Genomic DNA, 15,859 nt, shown 5'->3' on the forward strand with positions numbered 1-15,859 from the left:
GTTTCCGCGCTATCCTAGATTGAAATTTGACTTGGATCGAGTCCAATGAATGTCTGGCTCTGGCCCATCGCTTCCGTTGACGCGGTGTCGCTGCGTGTCGGCTCACAAGGGCAGACCGGACGTTTGCAGCCGGGGGCCAGTTCGGCGGCTTGTGACCCCAAGCGGATGTTAGTCGGACCGTGCGGCCGACTTGCCAAGAGCTTTTTGGATAAATCGGACTTGGTCACGCAAGCCGGTTTCGGTGTCTTCGCCATGCGGCAGCGGCGGAATAGTCAGAGCCAGCGGCGAACCTCGGCCTTGTAGCGGCAGTAGTCGTCGCCGAACTTCGCTTCGAGATAGCGCTCCTCGCGGGCGATCACCTGCGTCTGGATCGCGATCAGCACCAACGGGAGCAAGGCGAAGGCGATCGGCCCGTCGAAGCCGATCGCAAGGCCGGCATAGATAAGCGCCATGCCGAGATACATGGGATTGCGGGTCCACCGATAAGGACCGGTCGTTGCGATGAGGGTCGTTGGCTGTGACGGCGGAACGTTGGTGCCCAGCCGCCGGAACAGCCCCGCCGCCGCAAGCATCATCGCCGCGCCGGCAACGAACAGCAGCGCGCCCGTCGCGACCAGCAACCGCCAGTCGATGCCGAAAGAGCGCTGGGTGACGAACCGCTCCGCTGCCAGCCCCAACAGCAGCGCTCCCAGATAGACGAAGGGCGGAGGGAAGCGCACACCCGCGCTGTCCGGTTCGACGGCCATGCTCATCTCCAATCTGTGCGCTCAAACCAGCATCGACTGCTGGGCGAAGATACCCGCCATCGCGCCGTGCGAAGATGCCAGGGTGACCGATGGCGGCGTAAGGGGGTTGGCGAGGTCGCCGGCGGCGTAGATGCCGGGCATGCTGGTTTGGCGGCGCTCGTCGACCTTGAGGATGATGCCGAGGGGCGTATCGATCGTGGCGAGGCCTAGTGATTCATGCAGGCTTGCGGACGGCTTGTTGCGCGGATGCGCGAACAGGATGTCGACCGCGACATCGGGGCCGGTATCGAGCTTGACGGTGGCGTTATGGCCCCCGTGATGGGCGATCCCGGTGATCCGGCCATCGACGACAGGTGTGTTGCGGCGCGTCAGATCGGCCCGGACATCGGGCGGAATGTCGTGACCATCGGCGAAGACCGTCAACCTGTCGGTCCAATCGTGGAACAGCCTGACCTGATTGTGCGACTGCCGGCCGGACCAGACGAGACCCCAGTGCTGGCCGGCGACTTCAAAGCCGTCGCAATAGGGGCAGGGCACGATGGAGGTGCCCCAGCCTTCGGCAAAGCCCGGAACATCAGGCATCTGGTCGGCGACGCCATAGCTCAGGATCAGGCGACGCGCCCCAAGGCTTTCGCCATCGCCGGTAAGGACAGAGAAATTGTCAATGGCGCCGGAGACGCTGTCGGCCCGGGCACTGACCAGCTTGATCGTCGGATAGCGCGCCAGCTGCTGCCGCGCCTCTGCCAGGATGTCCAACGGTGGCTTGTGATCGTGGCCGAGCAGGCCATGCGAGTGGCCGGCGAAGCGATTGCGCGGCAGGCCGGTATCGAGAACGGTGACCTTACGGCGGGCACGGCCGAGCTGCAGGGCGCCGGCGAGACCGGCAAAGCTGCCGCCGATGATGATGACGTCATCCATGGTGATGGGCTCCGTTGGAGGACAGGTTGAAACCCACCCATTGGCTTGCACATTTCAGATACTACATGGTATCGTAATGCAAGAATTAGAATACTGTCAAGTACTGGAATTGTCGTGACCGAAAACAGCCAGGGCCGGCGCGGCCGGCCCGCCAACGAGGCGCTTGGCCAAACGATCGTCGACGCCGCGCGCGAACTCTTTGTGGAGTTGGGTTTTCAAGCGACGACATTGGACAAGGTCGCCCAGCGGGCGAAGATATCCAAGCTCAGCATCTACAGGCACTTCGAGAACAAGGAGGCGCTGTTTAGCGCGGCCATCGCGGCCGGCTGCCATGAGTTTGCACAGGCCCTTTTTGAAGGCGTCGACGGTTCAGCCGAAGATCAGCTCATGGCGGTCGGATCATCCCTGCTTCGCACGCTGATGAGGCCGGACGTCAGCAATGTCGAAGCCATGATCATGGCCGACAAGACCAATCAAAAGTCGTTAAGCAAGCTCCATTACGAAGCCCGCCCCGCCCATATCATCGCCCAGATCGAGGCCCTGTTGCGTCAGTTGCACGCGAAGGCGGTTCTGAACGTGCCCGATCCTCTCCAATCCGCCCGCTTGTTTGCCGCGCTTTTCAAAGGATCCGATCTCCTGATGATCGCACGCTTCGATCAGGCGAGAGCAGAGGACGACAACGAAATCGAATCCTACTGCCGGTCGGCCGTCGCCATGTTCATCGCCGCGCACGGTGGCAACGACCATGCGGGCGGATAGCCTAGCGGTGAGAATACCCATGGTATTCGATGCGCCAGAAAGCGGCCTGGATCGGTGAGCTGACGTCCGATAACCGCCCTCTGCGGACTCCAGAAGATCGAGTCCGGATCTTCGTGCCCGTTTTGCACTATGCACGATGAGCAGCGATAACTCCCTAGTCAAGATTGAGACTGGGCTCGAAGCCCGGCAGGGCGTGGAGGACACTGGTGGAACGGCGCACATTCATTTCATTGTTCGTCGGAGCGGCCGCATCTACAGCTGCAGTTGTGTCGCCGAGAGAAGTGCGGGCGCAGGCCCGCACACCGCTCATAGGCTTTCTGCATTCCGCTTCTCTCGAGCCGAACGCGAAGCGTCTCACCGGCTTCAGGCAGGGCTTGCAAAAAGCGGGCTATACGGAAGGACGGAATGTCGCGATCGAGTATCGCTGGGCCGGCGGGCAGATTGCCAAATTGCCCGAGCTCGCCAATAAGCTCGTAAAGAAACCAGTATCGATTATTGTAACGTTGTCGAGTACGCCAGCTGCGCGTGCGGCAAAAGCGGCCACCTCGACTATTCCGATCTTCTTCCTCATCGCAGAAGATCCAGTCGCGATCGGACTGGTCGCAAGCCTGAATCATCCCGGCGGCAACGCCACTGGTATTAGCAGCCAGAACGCCGAACTGGTCGCCAAGCGGCTTGGCATATTGCGCGAACTGTTGCCCCAGGCGCCCGCCGTGGCGGTGCTGCTTAACCCTGCCAATCCAAGTGCCAAGCGAGCGAAGGACACGCTACAGCAGGCGGCAGATGGCCTTGGCTTGCAGCTCAACTTACTGGACGCCAGTACCGACGCCGAAATCGAGGCGGTCTACGCCACGCTCAAGCCGGGCAGTCCGCTTCTGATAGGGACCGACCCGTCGTTGTTCGCCCGCCGTGCCTCATTAATTGCGCTCAGCTCCAAGTATGGCATCCCCACCATGTACGATAATCGAGAATCCGCTGACGCCGGCGGCCTGATAAGTTACGGCCAAAACACCGAGAGCAGCTGGGAGCAGGCTGGCATCTATGTCGGCCGCATTCTAAATGGCGCCAAGCCGGCGGAATTGCCGGTCATGCAACCAACGAAGTTTGAATATGTCATCAACCTCAAAACGGCCAAGGGGCTCGGCATCGACGTGCCGCCGGCGATGCAGGCCCGTGCTGACGATGTGATCGAAAATGATTGAAGTCTGCTTCTGTCCCCTTAGCCGACTCGTGAAGGCGAGCTGACCTTGTCTGCTCCCGAGGATAGAGCGGCCGTCGCAGGCCGAACCGGATTTATGAGTACACGCGCTAGGGAGCGGGGCACGCTGCCCCCGTCTTCGCCCAGGCCTCGACCAGCGCGCCGGCCTGCGCTTGCGTGCCCGGCGCGGGCGAACGGCCGAAGCCGGGCTTCCAGGCCCAGCCGACGAGGGTGTCCTTGCCGATATGGTCGATCAGGTCTTCCACCTTGCGCCCGCCATTGCGCCCGGGATCCCTGATCTGCTCGCAGATCTCGCCGATGGTCTTGCCCTCCCAGGCCATTTCGCGTGGAGCAAGATGCCAGTCGGGATGGCCGGGCATGCGGCCGGGCTCGAAATTTGCCTTCTGGTGGCAGCTGTTGCAGCGCATCGCCTCGAGCCCATGGCCGTCAGCGCCGCGCGTGACTGGCGGCTGATGCAGGCGGGCATTGTCGCCCTGGTGCGGGCGGTCACCGGCCGGATGGCAATTGGTGCAGCGGGGATGCGTCAGGACTCTTCCGAGCTCGTTGAAGATCGCTGCCGAGCGCTTATCGGTGTCGCCGATGGCGGCGAAGCTGTCCGGCGAAGCCAATGCGTGGCTCGCAGTCTCCGACGATGCGTAACCTGCACCGAGACTGCCGGCGAGCGCCGCGATCACGGCAATCATCTTGAACCGCGCGTCGGATCTCATGGTTGGTGTCCTTGCGCGCTCACTTGGTGGCGATGAGATAGCGGTTTGAATCGGCAAGGATCACGTCGCGCACCGCCTCGTGATATTTGATGTAGCCGGTGCAGCGGCAGAGATGGCCGTCGAGCGCGTCCGCGATGGTCTGCTCCAGCGCCTCGCGCGGCACGGGGGCACGCGCGAGACGTTCGAGCAGCACCTGGCCTTCATTGAGGAAGCCGGCGGTGCAATAGCCGCACTGGAAGGCGAAGTGATTGATGAAGGCCTGTTGCAATGCCGAGAGCTGGCCGCCCTGGGCGTGGCCCTCGACGGTGCGGATCGACTTGCCGTCAAAGTTCACGGCGGGGGCGACGCAGGTCGGGCTGGTGGTGCTGGTGCCATCGGGCGCGTCGACGATGATGGCGCAGCTCAAACATTGCGCGGCGCCGCAGCCGAACTTGGTGCCGGTCATGCCGAGCATCTCGCGCAGAAAATCGTTCATCGAGAGGTCGTCGCGGACATCCACCGGACCGTGCTTCTGGCCGTTGATGGTCAGGCTAAGTGTCGTCACGCGAGCACTCCCTTCAAGAGGCTTGCAGTCACCGGCAGCGCACGGAAACGGTGGCCGGTGGCGTCGTGGATGGCGTTGATCAGCGCCGGCACGATCGGGATCATCACGACCTCGGCCATGCCCTTCGGTGCTTCGTCCGCGGTCTGCGGCTTCAGCATTTCGATCTCGAGATCGCGCAAGGGCAAATCGGAGCCGCGTGCGACCAGATAGCGCCCGAGATTCCAGTCGCCGCCGCCGGGGCCGCCCTCAAGCGGCGGCAGCGTTTCCAACAGCGCGTAGCCGACGCCCATGGCGAAACCACCATGGGCCTGGCCGATCACGACCTCAGGCACCAGCGCGGTACCGCATTCGAATACGCTGTAGGCCTTTGCGATGCGCAAGGCACCCGTCGCGCGCTCGATCTCGACGCGGACCAGCGAGCCGCACATCGAGGTGTAGGCGGTGCCGATCCGGTTGTTGACGGTCGGCGGAAACTTGACGCTGACACGGTTGATCCGTTCGAACTTGCCGTTGCCCCTGCGGATCGCCAGCGCGTCGATGTCGGCGCGGTATTGCTCGCCGAACAGCGGAAAGCGTGCCCGCGACCAGGCCCAGCGGGAGAAGCTGTGCGCAACCGCACCGGTGACGAAGCCACGCGCATGGGCGGTTGCCGCAAGCACGGGAAGCGCCAACGGTTCTAGGCCAGGCATGATGAGCTGGCCGTTCTGCCAGCTTGCGATTGCCGATTGCTTGGCGCGGGGATCGGTCTTCGGGATGTGCCACAGCTCCAGCGCCGCGGGCCACAGGCCGAAGCGGAAAATGACGCGGGCGGCTTCCCCGGCGGAATGGGTGCCGACATGGGCGCCGATCGAGGAGCTTGTCGGCGAGCTGATCGCGGGCACCCAGCGCGGATTTTTCTCCGCGGCATCCTGGGTCTTTTGGTCCATGGTGGCGGGATCGCCCGACGTGACCAGCCCGAGCACGTCATAGCTATCGACGCGGGCGACCGAGACCTCGTCGGCGATGGCGCCGAGATGGCTTGCGACCCGGTTGGCCAGCGCCGTCCCGATGCCGTTGCCCATCTCGACATGATCGCAATAGATTTCGATCTTGCCGTCGGGGCCAAGCTCGACGCGTCCGAGCGAGCCGTCCGCGCCGGAACCATAGTCTTTCGTCACGCAGGCGACGCCGGTGCCGACCAGCCGATCCGACGACGTCTGTTTGAACTGTGCCCGCTCCTGCCAGATCGGATGCTCCTCGAGCTTGTTGAGGATTTCGGGCGTGCGCACCGAGACGATGTAGGGATTTCCGGTCATGGTCCGACCGTTCTGGGGCAGTGCGTTACGCCGCCGGAATTCGATCGGATCAAGCTTCAGCTCGGACGCCGCCTCGTCGATCAGGACCTCCAGCGCGGTCATCGCCTGCAGTATTCCGTAGCCGCGCATCGAGCCGGCGCTAACGCCGCGCGAGTGCACCGCGACGGTCCGGACGTCCACTTTCGGAATGTCGTAGATCCCGATCGCGCCGGTGCCCGCAACGACGGCGACGCTGGCCGAGAAATGGGCGAGCCCGCCGCCGTCGAGCACGTGGTCGGCGGCGAATGCCTTGATCTTGCCGGTCGCGCGATCGATGCCGATGCGCGAGCGCATGTTGATCGCGTGGCGCTTGATCCCGCCCTGAAACTGCTGGTAGCGGTCATGCGCCAGCCGCACGGGCTTGCCGGGAAAGCAGACCGCGGCGAGCGCAACATAGAGAATGAAAGGCGTGTGATCGCGGCCACCAAAGCCGCCGCCGACATGGGCGAACTGGGCGTTGATGTGCGCGGGCTTGTAGGGCGCGCGCGCCTTGCCGAAGAGATGCGCGATCGAGTCCGCCGCCTCGTAGGGCGACTGTACGCCGAGCAGCAGTTCGAGATTGCCGCCCTTATTGCCTTGCTTGCCGTTGTACCAGGCGAGCCCGCATTCCGGCTCGAGGAACATCGGGTCGACCGATTGCGTTTCGAACTCGCGCTCGAGCACCAGCGTGGAGGCGTCATTCGCTGCGAGCTCGGCGCGGATCTGCTCGCCATATTTGGCCGCCTTGGCGTAATCGGGCGGCATTTCCTTCGCGAGCGGCGACCACACCGGCAGCGCCGCGCTCTGCACCTTCTTCGGCGACACCCAACCGGCCTGGAGCGGCGAATAGACGTCCGGCATCTCAGGCTTGGGACCCGCGACGCGCGTGAAGCGGAAGGCCCCGTAATCGGGGACGACAACAGGCCCGGTCTCCTCGCCGAATTGGACAAAAGTGCCGTCGCGCAAGGCAAGGCGGGCCTGGTCAAAGGTGTCGAACTTTTCGAAGATCAGGAGCGCGACGGGCTGTCCGAGATACAGCGGCGTCTTGCCGGGCGGGCAGAACAGATCGCCGGCGTAGAACGCTGGCACCTGCGTGCCGATGCGGTCGAGATCATCAGCGGTCACGACGACGGAGGGTTTCAGCGCGCCCTTCAAGCGTGCGAGGTCCATGCCGGTGTAGACATGCGTGGCGTCATTGGCGCGCACCAGGATCGCGTGCGAGGTGGTCTGCGGCCAGCCCGGCAGATCATTGGCGCGGAAGTCGGAGGCGTAGAGCTTTGCGCCGGTGACCTTGGCGACGCCGTCGACACGGCCCGCACCTTTTGTCGCCGGGTTGAAGTTGCCGCGTCCGGGCAACGTCTCGTGCGCTGCGAAAGGAACTCCCGCCGCCGAAGCCAGATGCGAGAGGCTGACAGAGATGCCTCCCGCCGACAACCACTTCACGAACTCGCGTCGCGAAGGCCCCATGATCAGATCCTTGTACAAGGTTTCGAGCGCTCACGATGCTGACGGCATCGACGCCCGGACGCTACGCGCCAAAGCTTTAGCTCGAATCCGACATGATTCATCATACCACGATAGAAAGGGGCAGGGCGTTTACAACCGGTGAATGCAGTGCACTCTCTGGATGGAATCGTCGTTTCGCCTTGCTTTAGAATCGAATCGAACTGATGACGGATCGGCAACAGGGGGCGAACTCAAATGCAGCACGATCCGAACGGTGCGTCTTCTGTCACGAGCACGACGAGATTGTCGCGGCGCCAATTGCTTGGTGCGGCGGGAGCGCTGTCATTGATCGGAGGCGCCGCGAATGCCCAGCACGCCATGCATGACCATGCTGGCATGCCCCACACCGCGGACATGCCGCCGACGATGGGCATGGTGCCGGACGCTCCGGTTCCCGCCATGGATCAGCCGCTGGTCGAGCCCGAGGTGCGACGGTCCGTCAATGGTGTGCTGAGCACGACCTTGCGCGTCGGCTACGGCTATCGCCAGATCGGCGGCGTCAGGCTCTATGTCAGGTCTTATGAGGGCGGCAGTCCCGGTCCGACCCTGCGCATGAAGCCGGGCGAGACGCTGCGCATCAAGCTGATCAACGACTTGCCGCCGAACCGCGATGGGATGCCCGCCGACATCAGCCACCCGCACCAGTTCAACAACACCAATTTTCATTTCCACGGCGCGCATACCAGCCCGAGCGGGATCGCCGACAATGTGATGCGCTCGATGGCGCCCGGCCACAGCTACAACATCGAAATTGCCCTGCCGCAGGACCATACAAGAGGCACCTACTGGTATCACCCGCATCACCACGGCAGCGCCGACATTCAGATGTCGAGCGGCATGGTGGGCGCCGTCATCGTCGAGGGCGATTTTGCCGATGTTCCCGAGATTGCCACGGCCCGCGAGCGGCTGCTGGTGCTGACCCAGGTGGTCTACGACGCCAACGGCATGGTCGAGAATTTCGAGACGCTGTTTCCGGAAACCGCCACGCGATTCCTTGCGATCAACGGCCAGCGGCGGCCAACAATCGATATGCGTCCCGGCGAAGTCCAGCGTTGGCGTATCCTCAACGCCGCCTATCAGGACGACATGCTGCTCGATCTCGAGAAGCACGATCTGCAAGCGATCGCCTATGACGGCATTCAGCTCGGCGCGGTGCAGCCGCTCAAGCAGGTCCTGATCGCACCGGGCCAGCGCGCGGACATTCTGGTGAAGGCGGCGAGCCCCGGCACCTACGCCTTCAACGCGGCGCCCTATGATCAGGGCCATCCCTCGCCGGTCGGGCCGCTGGCGCGGGTCGTGGTGTCGGGCACGCCGATGGACATGAAGCTGCCGCGCGCCCTGCCGCCGGCGCCGCTCGCAACCATCAAGGATTCCGAGATCACCAACCGCCGCAAGGTGGTGCTGTCGGCCACCGCGCCGGAGTCCGATGCCGCCGGCCACTGGCAGGAATTCGAGTTCTTCGTCGACGGCAAGAAGTTCGACCCCGGACGGATCGACCAGCGGGTCAAGTTGGGCGCTGTCGAGGAATGGACGATCCTCAACACGCATGAGCATGACGACCATGTCTTCCACATCCACACCAATCCGTTCCAGGTGGTCTCGGTCAATGGCAAGGCGCTGGCCGTACCGGAATGGCGGGATTCCGTGATCGTGGAGCGCAAGGGCGGCGTGGTGGTGTTCCGCTCCCGCTTCCTCGATTTCACCGGCGTCTACATGCTCCACTGCCACATGATGAATCATGAGGAGATGGGCATGATGCAGACGGTCGAGGTCTATAAGGGCTAAGCCCAAGCCCCAAGTTTCTTGGCAAATTGCGCGAATTTGGCGGCTGGCCGGGCTGAATCCGGGTCCGTCCGGGCTTCCCCTGGCGGCCGGCATGGCCTATTACGCCGCAACGCAATATTCCCCCAAAAAGACCCCATGATCCGCCTCGATAACGTCAGCAAGCAAGCCGGCCACCAGATCCTGTTCATCGAAGCTTCCGCCGCCCTTAACAAGGGCGAGAAGATCGGGCTCGTCGGCCCGAACGGCGCCGGAAAGACCACGCTGTTCCGGATGATCGCCGGTGAGGAACTGCCCGACGAGGGGCAGGTTTCGACCGATCGCGGCATCACCATCGGCTATTTCAACCAGGATGTCGGCGAGATGGCCGGGCGCAGCGCCGTGGCCGAGGTCATGGACGGGGCAGGGCCGGTGAGTGCGGTGGCGGCCGAGTTGCACGAGCTCGAAACCGCGATGGCCGATCCCGACAAAGCCGATCAGATGGACGAGATCATCGCGCGCTACGGCGAGGTGCAGCACGCGTTCGAAGAGCTCGACGGCTACGCGCTCGACGGCCGTGCGCGCGAGGCGCTGTCCGGCCTCGGCTTCAGCCAGGAGATGATGGACGGCGACGTCGGAAAACTCTCCGGCGGCTGGAAGATGCGCGTGGCGCTTGCGCGCATCCTGCTGATGCGCCCCGACGTCATGCTGCTCGACGAGCCGAGCAACCATCTTGATCTCGAAAGCCTGATCTGGCTCGAGAAGTTTTTGCACGATTACGAAGGCACGCTGCTGATGACCTCGCATGACCGCGAGTTCATCAACCGTGTGATTTCGAAAGTGGTCGAGATCGATTCGGGCTCGCTGACGACCTACGCCGGCGATTACGAGTTCTACGAGCAGCAGCGGGCGCTGAACGAGAAGCAGCAGCAGGCGCAGTTCGAGCGCCAGCAGGCCATGCTCGCCAAGGAGATCAAGTTCATCGAGCGCTTCAAGGCGCGCGCGTCTCATGCAGCTCAGGTACAGAGCCGGGTGAAGAAGCTCGACAAGATCGAGCGGGTCGAGCCGCCGCGCCGCCGCCAGACGGTGGCGTTCGACTTCCTGCCGGCGCCGCGCTCGGGCGAGGACGTCGTGGCGCTGAAGAATGTCCACAAAGGCTATGGCAGCAAGCGGATCTATGACGGCCTCGACTTCATGATCCGCCGCCGCGAGCGCTGGTGCGTGATGGGCGTCAACGGCGCGGGCAAGTCGACCCTGCTCAAGCTCATTGCCGGCGCGAGCGAGCCGGATCAGGGCACCGTGGCGGTCGGCGGCAGCGTCAAGATGGGCTATTTCGCCCAGCACGCCATGGACCTGCTCGACGGCGAGCACACGGTGTTCCAGTCGCTGGAAGAACAGTTTCCGACCGCAGGGCAGGGATCACTGCGCGCGCTCGCCGGCTGTTTCGGCTTCTCCGGCGACGACGTCGAGAAGCGCTGCCGTGTGCTGTCAGGCGGCGAGAAGGCGCGCCTCGTGATGGCCAAGATGCTGTTCGATCCGCCGAACTTCCTGGTGCTGGACGAGCCGACCAACCATCTCGACCTCGCCACCAAGGAGATGCTGATCAATGCGCTGTCGGATTTCGAGGGCACCATGCTGTTCGTCTCGCATGATCGCCATTTTCTCAGCGTCCTGTCCAACCGCGTGCTGGAGCTGACGCCGGAGGGCATCCACCAGTTCGGGGGCGGCTACACGGAATATGTCGCGCGGACCGGGCAGGAAGCGCCGGGGTTGCGGAGCTAGTTCTTGCTCTTGCTCTTTCCCTTGCCTGTTCCCTTGCCTGCGATCGTGGCGATTGCCTCGATCTCGTTGGTCCAGATCCCGCCGGAATAGCCTTGCGGGAGCCGGGCGAACAGCTCCGGCGTATCGATGCCGGTCGAGAACTCGCCTCCACTGTAGGGACCGAGCACGAACACCGCGCTGTTCGCGCCGTCCATGCGCGCGAGGAAGCGGTCAGGCCAACCCCATAGAAAGGGCGCGACGTTGATCGGCACCAGCACCATCGCGTTCCGGCAGGCTGCCGGCACCAGGCCGGTCCAGCCGTAGCCGATATAGCCGATCAGGCAGCTTCGGATTGCCGCGCGCGAGATCGTGCGAACTGCCGGGGTGAGGCGGCGGATCATGTCGATGGGCTCCTCGCCGCCATAAACCATGATCGTCCGGCGGCGCTCGGCCGGCAGCGCGTTCAACACTGTGGCAAGTTTGTCGCCTTCGTGCACGTCGCGGCTCTTCACGTTGATGAGGAGCTTCTTGTCAGGGAAGGCGGCGAACACCTCCGACAATGTCGGCATCATCCCGATGCCTTTGCCACGAAACGGAAACGTCTTGCTGCCGTCGGCGGTGTAACCATAGCCGATGTCCAGCAGCTTCAGCCTCGCCATGCCTTGCTCGCGCGTCACGCCGTGGCCATCAGTGCGGCAATCGAGCGTCCAGTCGTGGAAGACGGCAAACTCGCCGTCGGTGGTCGGGTGCACGTCGAGCTCGACCACGTCCGCGCCGGCGTCGAAGCTTGCCCGCATCGAGCGAACAGTATTCTCCAGATAATCGTGTGTCGGCGGCAACATGCGTGCGGCGGTGCAGGTGTCGTTCTTCACATCGCGCTCATCGAAGCGCTGCGCCATGCCGCGATGGGCAAGCAGCTGTGGCTTGCCATCACGACGAGGCGCCAGCAGACTCGTGTTGTTGACGTAGACGCCCAAGGCGACGGCGATGATGGCTGCCGTCGCGACTCTCAGTTTCGTGCCCACCGATTCTTCCCCATTCCGTGACCACCGTCGGCGGCGTTTGGGGTTGATTTGCGGCGATCGTCACGCAAGGTGACGGCTCCCCGCCGTCCGGCTTGAACGGTCCGATGCCGCCCGCTACGCTGCTTCAAAAATGGGAGCGAAACAGCCATGCAGCAGCTCAGGATCGGCGACATCACCATCGATGCGGTGATCGAGCGGGCGGGGCCGTGGCGGCGGCCGCAGGTCAACACCAGCTTCAATGTGCGTGGGTAAGCCGATCGTGTGCACCCCGGAAGACGCCTTTCCGGCGCTCCCAGTTTTCCGTGAGATGGATCACAGTTGAAAATGAATTCTTCGTTCATCTTTGGGGTCCGGCGAAGTGTTGGTCCCATTCTCGCTTCGCTGAGGCTCCGCCACCCCTTAAAAGGAGGCGGGGCTTTTTTACAGCCACTTCCACACTGAATCCTGAACTGTGATTTGGCCCACAGAACGCACTGCGTTTTTCCAGCATGTTCATGTCACGAGCTGCATTACGCAGCCGCACAATGGGACCACGCAAATGAACAAGCTTTATACGTCGCTCTCGATTGCACTCGTCGCCCTTTCATTCGGCTTCGGCGCAACTTCCGCCAACGCCGGTGAGAAGAGGGGATTTTTTGATATCGACATCAACATTGGCAACCACGATCATCGTCCGGGCGCCGACCGCCCAGACCGTCCATTTCCCCGACCGCCTCAGGCAAAACCAGCGCCGCAGACAAACGCGGGGCTTTGCCCGCAAGGTCTGGTTTGGCGCGAACGTTTTGACGGAGATACCGTTTGCGTGCTTCCCGGCGAGCGCGACGCCAATCGCCGCAAACGTGGTCTTTCAGTTGGCGCCGCGACAGCATGCCCGCAAGGGCTGGTATGGCGCGAACGATTCGACGGGGACACGGTTTGCGTCACTCCGCTCGAACGTGACGAAAATCGTCGTCGTCGGGGCTTGTGAACGCGACGATTCCACACACGCGACGACAGGAAGGTTGCTTCAAGCCAGCGGCAAGCCGCGATCCAGTTCGTGAACAAGAGCGGCAGCGTCACGACTCTGGACGAAGCCAAAAGCGCCAGGCTCAGTGCACACGATGTTTCGTGACTGATTGCGCGCCTGAGTTAGATGTTAAGGGGCCGCCCCACGGGCGGCCTCCTCGTTTTCCCACCGTACTCTTGTTTGCTTGCGCAGAAGCAAACGAGCATTCACGCGCCTCATCAAATAACGCGCGGCGCGAAAGCCGGGTGTTGTTCCGGAAGGGACGATAGGGCGAGATTTTCATCACCAGCGCCGCCATGTGGTCGCTGCAGCGGTCCGCCCCTTGTTGCGCATCGGCGGCCATGTGTTTCGACCAGCTCAAGTCCGACGCAGTGTAGCTTTGCCGTTGTGCGCGGTCAGCATCTCCTTCCATTCCGCCGTGGCGGCGCTGTGTAGGGATCCCACTCCGATGCCGATTGACAACATCGCGAAACCGCAGCATTTTACAGCGATAGTGTTGGGCACAACCGCCATGGACGATAAAAACGTCTGCGCCACCGCCAAAGCGGGCCAAGTCGCCATCTCGACGCGGCAGCTTGAACGTCGCCCCGGTCGCTCTACTGATACCGCTGTTGCCGGGGCCCTTCTGAAATCCGCTTTATCAACTTCATGGCCGTCAAGCCCGAAGACTATTACGCGACCTATCCACTTGGGCTGTTTTTCGACGACGTCGAGCACATTCAACAGGTAGTCGATTTCCTCGGGGGACCGATTGAAGCCTCCAGCAGCTCCAGATTGCATAACACTTATTCAACTACGGAGTGAGCCATGTTACAAAAGCTTGTCGGCACCGTATTGCGGCCTTTTGGAAAGATTTTCTGCAAAGTAGGCATTCTGTGTTTCGGAGCGATGCTGTTATCTTCGCCAACGATAGCTCGGCAATGTTATTGGGATGGCTCATCACCGATCTGCAGGGGGCACTGCCCCGCAGACTACGACACCGTCAAAGTCAAGGCCTGCCTGAACGGCTACAAAGTGCAATGCTGCGAAAAGCTGGGATCCGTGACATATATCGACAAGGCTGCGCCCCAGACAAAACCAGCGCCGCAGACAAACGCGGGGCGTTGCCCGCAAGGTCTGGTTTGGCGCGAACGTTTTGACGGAGACACCGTTTGCGTGCTTCCCGGCGAGCGCGACGCCAATCGCCGCAAGCGTGGTCTTTCAGTTGGCGCCGCGACAGCATGCCCGCAAGGACTGGTATGGCGCGAACGATTCGACGGGGACACGGTTTGCGTCACCCCGCTCGAACGCGACGCAAATCGCCGTCGTCGAGGCCTGCCATGAAGACGACGATTCGGCTTCGATCCAATCGAGATGAAAATCGATTGGAAAATGAAGGGGCGAGCACCAGCGGGTCAAAGTACGCGTCATAAAATGAAAGAGGCCGCCCACTGAGGCGGCCCCTCTCGAATGCTTGCGGTTCAGTGGGAGCCGTACTTCTGCGTGCAGCTCCTGACGCCCTGCTGCTTCTCCGCATCATTGCGCCCGAAAATCTGGTAAGTGTGGAGGCAATCCATGTAGCCCTTGTTGCTCATCCAGCTATACGGGCTGGCGGTACCCACCTGTGCGTACTGTTGCGGCGCTGTGCCCTGCTTGACCTCGGCGACCCTGCGGACAACGTCGCTCAAAAACCCTGCGTTAGCGGAAGTAGCGCCGAAGCCGATGGAGAGGCCGACGAGTGTGATAGCGATTGTGCGAGAGATGTTCATTGCCTTGGTCCCATTGTTCCGGGCTGCGTGATGCAGCTCCATGTAGCAACCATGCTGGAACTGGTTGGAAACATCTGTGATCCGATTCACACTGGGGCTATGTGTTACTGGCCCGCCGATATGGACAGCACCAAACCAACTAGAGGAAGTTTGAACGGGCAAGTTTCCGCAGCGCTCGTCCTGTGACCTTTCGAAGTAAATCACGGCATCTGGCTCGCTGGCGGTCGCCTGGCCTTGGTTGAACTTTTGCATACCTCCAGAGGGGCCCCGCGTGCAGCAAGCGAAGAACGGGTTTTGGATTTTGAAGATGGCCGTGCAAAAAATCGCCCTGTTGAACTAACGGTGCAATGAACAAGGGCGAATACGCGGCCTGGGAGGCGGAGAACGCCAAAGGCCATAACCCACCGGGCACCGTGTTTCGCGACAGTTGCCTGCCGATCGTCGAGGCCGGGCAGGCGCTGCTGGTGAACGATGAAGTGCGGGTCGATGCCGGTGTTCTTGAACCAGCTCAGCTTAACATTGCTGGTGAACTCGGCGCCGATGTTGGAGACAATCTAACCGGGCTTGCCGCGCCGTTGGACAATTGCTGTCAGTTCACGCGTTACGCGACGTCGCGAGATCGAGGATGTCCAGGCTCGACGTCGTCTGCAATCCCATCCTCCGCAAATCAATACGAGAATGGATCAAGCCCGCCAACGCCGATCTACAGCATGCCAAATCAAACGATATCGACTCCAAACCACTTAACAGTTGCTGCGCAAAAACTTCGGGTGTTCAACCTGTTAAAGGCTCACCGGGGAGGCAGTCAAAAGACACCACCTGCCGGCTCGCATTCATTGACCTTCC

The 15,859-nt window shown here is 62.3% G+C and carries 14 protein-coding genes and 2 pseudogenes; 7 read left to right on the forward strand and 9 right to left on the reverse strand.

Going from position 1 to position 15,859, the window contains the following annotated elements; all coding sequences use genetic code 11:
- Window positions 1–272: 272 nt before the first annotated feature.
- Both IVB31_RS19025 and IVB31_RS19030 read right to left on the reverse strand, forming a co-directional pair.
- Window positions 273–746, reverse strand: coding sequence for an isoprenylcysteine carboxylmethyltransferase family protein (locus tag IVB31_RS19025; RefSeq protein WP_247325079.1), 474 nt, complete (start codon window positions 744–746; stop codon window positions 273–275).
- Window positions 747–767: 21 nt separating this feature from the next.
- A complete protein-coding gene (locus tag IVB31_RS19030) occupies window positions 768–1,664 on the reverse strand; it encodes an NAD(P)/FAD-dependent oxidoreductase (protein WP_247325082.1) in 897 nt (298 codons plus the stop codon).
- Window positions 1,665–1,778: 114 nt separating this feature from the next.
- Between IVB31_RS19030 and IVB31_RS19035 the strand changes: the two genes are divergently transcribed.
- Window positions 1,779–2,423, forward strand: coding sequence for a TetR/AcrR family transcriptional regulator (locus IVB31_RS19035; protein WP_247325083.1), 645 nt, complete (start codon window positions 1,779–1,781; stop codon window positions 2,421–2,423).
- A 206-nt stretch (window positions 2,424–2,629) separates the two neighbouring features.
- Window positions 2,630–3,625, forward strand: coding sequence for an ABC transporter substrate-binding protein (locus IVB31_RS19040; RefSeq protein WP_247325086.1), 996 nt, complete (start codon window positions 2,630–2,632; stop codon window positions 3,623–3,625).
- A gap of 106 nt (window positions 3,626–3,731) precedes the next feature.
- On the opposite strand, the gene IVB31_RS19045 is transcribed toward IVB31_RS19040, so the two are convergent.
- Genes IVB31_RS19045 through IVB31_RS19055 form a run of 3 tightly spaced genes read right to left on the reverse strand, consistent with a single transcriptional unit; the run spans window position 3,732 to window position 7,673 of the window.
- Window positions 3,732–4,349 (reverse strand): Isoquinoline 1-oxidoreductase subunit, encoded by a 618-nt coding sequence (locus IVB31_RS19045; protein ID WP_247325088.1) that lies wholly within the window; start codon window positions 4,347–4,349, stop codon window positions 3,732–3,734.
- 19 nt (window positions 4,350–4,368) lie between these two features.
- Window positions 4,369–4,893: a (2Fe-2S)-binding protein gene (locus IVB31_RS19050; protein ID WP_247325091.1), complete on the reverse strand. Its 525-nt coding sequence runs from the start codon at window positions 4,891–4,893 to the stop codon at window positions 4,369–4,371.
- A complete protein-coding gene (locus IVB31_RS19055) occupies window positions 4,890–7,673 on the reverse strand; it encodes a molybdopterin cofactor-binding domain-containing protein (RefSeq protein ID WP_247325097.1) in 2,784 nt (927 codons plus the stop codon). Before IVB31_RS19055 ends, IVB31_RS19050 begins: the two co-directional genes overlap by 4 nt.
- Before the next feature lie 375 nt (window positions 7,674–8,048).
- Between IVB31_RS19055 and IVB31_RS19060 the strand changes: the two genes are divergently transcribed.
- Together IVB31_RS19060 and IVB31_RS19065 are read left to right on the forward strand one after the other, a co-directional pair.
- A complete protein-coding gene (locus IVB31_RS19060) occupies window positions 8,049–9,497 on the forward strand; it encodes a multicopper oxidase family protein (RefSeq protein WP_247325099.1) in 1,449 nt (482 codons plus the stop codon).
- Between the two features lie 135 nt (window positions 9,498–9,632).
- A complete protein-coding gene (locus tag IVB31_RS19065) occupies window positions 9,633–11,255 on the forward strand; it encodes an ABC-F family ATP-binding cassette domain-containing protein (RefSeq protein WP_247325101.1) in 1,623 nt (540 codons plus the stop codon).
- Here the strand turns inward: IVB31_RS19065 and IVB31_RS19070 are convergent.
- The gene (locus IVB31_RS19070) at window positions 11,252–12,259 is read right to left on the reverse strand and encodes a glycerophosphodiester phosphodiesterase family protein (protein WP_247325104.1); all 1,008 of its coding nucleotides are present in this window, start codon (window positions 12,257–12,259) and stop codon (window positions 11,252–11,254) included. The genes IVB31_RS19065 and IVB31_RS19070 overlap by 4 nt on opposite strands.
- Window positions 12,260–12,797: 538 nt before the next feature.
- On the opposite strand from IVB31_RS19070, the gene IVB31_RS19075 reads away from it, so the two are divergent.
- Window positions 12,798–13,226 carry a hypothetical protein gene (locus IVB31_RS19075; protein ID WP_247325106.1) on the forward strand — a complete coding sequence of 143 codons (429 nt, stop codon included), beginning with the start codon at window positions 12,798–12,800 and terminating at the stop codon, window positions 13,224–13,226.
- A 396-nt stretch (window positions 13,227–13,622) separates the two neighbouring features.
- On the opposite strand, the gene IVB31_RS19080 is transcribed toward IVB31_RS19075, so the two are convergent.
- Window positions 13,623–14,045 carry a hypothetical protein gene (locus IVB31_RS19080; protein ID WP_247325108.1) on the reverse strand — a complete coding sequence of 141 codons (423 nt, stop codon included), beginning with the start codon at window positions 14,043–14,045 and terminating at the stop codon, window positions 13,623–13,625.
- 27 nt (window positions 14,046–14,072) lie between these two features.
- Between IVB31_RS19080 and IVB31_RS19085 the strand changes: the two genes are divergently transcribed.
- Complete coding sequence (locus tag IVB31_RS19085; protein WP_247325112.1) at window positions 14,073–14,588, forward strand: hypothetical protein; 516 nt, start codon at window positions 14,073–14,075, stop codon at window positions 14,586–14,588.
- Between the two features lie 137 nt (window positions 14,589–14,725).
- Here the strand turns inward: IVB31_RS19085 and IVB31_RS19090 are convergent, their stop codons facing one another.
- Window positions 14,726–15,265, reverse strand: coding sequence for a hypothetical protein (locus tag IVB31_RS19090; RefSeq protein WP_247325114.1), 540 nt, complete (start codon window positions 15,263–15,265; stop codon window positions 14,726–14,728).
- A gap of 98 nt (window positions 15,266–15,363) precedes the next feature.
- Between IVB31_RS19090 and IVB31_RS33665 the strand changes: the two are divergent.
- A pseudogene (locus IVB31_RS33665) lies at window positions 15,364–15,501 on the forward strand (MBL fold metallo-hydrolase); the annotation flags it as partial.
- Here the strand turns inward: IVB31_RS33665 and IVB31_RS19095 are convergent.
- Window positions 15,484–15,642, reverse strand: a pseudogene (locus tag IVB31_RS19095) (IS3 family transposase); the annotation flags it as partial. The pseudogenes IVB31_RS33665 and IVB31_RS19095 overlap by 18 nt on opposite strands.
- Between the last annotated feature and the right edge of the window lie 217 nt (window positions 15,643–15,859).

The organism is Bradyrhizobium sp. 21 (assembly GCF_023073335.1).
Lineage (GTDB): Bacteria > Pseudomonadota > Alphaproteobacteria > Rhizobiales > Xanthobacteraceae > Bradyrhizobium.